1 protein-coding gene is annotated in these 1,872 nt (G+C 39.0%); it reads right to left on the reverse strand.

Annotated elements, in window-relative coordinates; all coding sequences use genetic code 11:
• The coding region (locus tag H5202_RS21700; protein ID WP_182773869.1) for a BCCT family transporter at positions 1-1,197 on the reverse strand (1,197 nt) is incomplete at its 3' end.
• Positions 1,198-1,872: the final 675 nt, after the last annotated feature.

Raw genomic sequence — 1,872 nt, forward strand, 5'->3', positions numbered from 1 at the left:
CACATTATTGACAACTTGGTCAATGGCGATACCACCAAAAACAGACATCCATAAAATAGTCACTACGGTAGGCACAATCAATACCGTGGCAAGAAATTCACGAACTGTACGACCGCGTGAGATACGAGCAATAAACATACCTACAAATGGTGACCATGAAATCCACCACGCCCAATAAAACACAGTCCAACCGTGCATCCAAGCTTCATCTTCTCGGCCTATTGGATTACTCAATGGAATAATATTCTTTATATAACCCATCACCGTTGTCGGAATTGTACCCATTGAAACAGCGAAGGTAACAAGTGCGACAAATATGAGTAAAGCAACAGCGAGTAACATATTGATGTTACTAATTACCTTAACACCACCTTCAAGACCACGTATTACAGAGATCACAGCTAACATCGTAACCACTACAATAATAGTGATTTGTAAGGTTAAGCCTGCTTCAATGCCGAACACATGATGGAATCCTGCTGCGGCTTGTTGAGCACCTAAACCCAATGAGGTTGCTAAACCAAACAATGTAGCTAATACAGCGAAAATATCAATGATATGTCCAGGCCAGCCCCATGTGCGGTCACCCAGTATTGGATAAAAAGCAGATCGAATAGAAAGCGGCAAACCTTTGTTATAGGCAAAGAAGGCCATAGACAGCGCTACCACGCCATAAATTGACCAAGGATGTAATCCCCAATGGAACATTGTTGCACCAAGTGCGAGTTCTGCAGCTTCCGGTGTATTAGCAACCACATTCAATGGTGTTTCATACCAACCAGTGTAATAGGCTAAAGGTTCAGCAACGCCCCAAAACATCAAACCAATACCCATGCCAGCAGCAAAAAGCATCGCTATCCAAGAAAGTCTTGAATAATCAGCTTTTGCGTCATCTCCGCCTAAGCGAATTTTACCGAAAGGAGAAACGATTAACGCCAAACAAAAAACCACGAAAATATTAGCTGACCACATAAACAGACTGTCAAAGGTGCCAATAATTTGCCATTTTAAACCATCTAAAAATTCTTTTGATGTAGCCGGATCGATAATTAGTATTGCGATTAAGAAAGCGGCAATTAAGCCTGCGCTTATCCCAAAAACCGCATTATGTATATCAAAACCCCATTTTTGGATGTTATCTTGCCCAACAGTATAATCGGTATTATCTATACTGTATTTGTCCTTATTCATCGTCATAAATCCTCGATTAGAGCAGTCTGCCCTATGAACTTGATACTCGATAGCACCTTAGTAATAGATTTTAACAAAATTGGCGGATGATTTCAGACTTAATTAACAATCAGGTTCACGTTTAAATATATAAAAAATAAAATAATCATATATTTACAATAACGTTCAAATATTGTTCACCACAGACGTATTAGAGGTATAAAGTAAGCCAACGCTTGAAAACGCACACTTTATCTCGTTAAAGTAACAGCGTTTCTCGATGATTGTTCAACAGTCAACTAGCGTAAATCACACCCATTATAGTCCTTGCAGACCTAGCGATTTAGATGACAACGATTACCCAGCTAACGGTTTTCATCGATATGTTTTTATCAGCAATGACAACGTGATAAAGCGTTTGATGTTGAGAAAATGAAAAACTGATAACCCTCTAATTGGTTTTCAAGATATACAAATTTGGAAGTTCACTGACTCGGCTAGCTTGAAAAACGCCGGAGGGGTTGACTAAGTTTCTGGGACGATCAAACTGTCGTTTAATTTTTATCGCCTGTAAACATGTCCAGCTATAGGAACATATATTTATTAAGCATCTGACTTTTAGCTCATTAAACATCGCATTGTTTATGTTTACCTATATACATATCTTTATCAGCTGTCGCGAATAAGGTGTCAGAGGTTGTG

Source organism: Shewanella sp. SG41-4, from assembly GCF_014164505.1.
GTDB lineage: Bacteria > Pseudomonadota > Gammaproteobacteria > Enterobacterales > Shewanellaceae > Shewanella.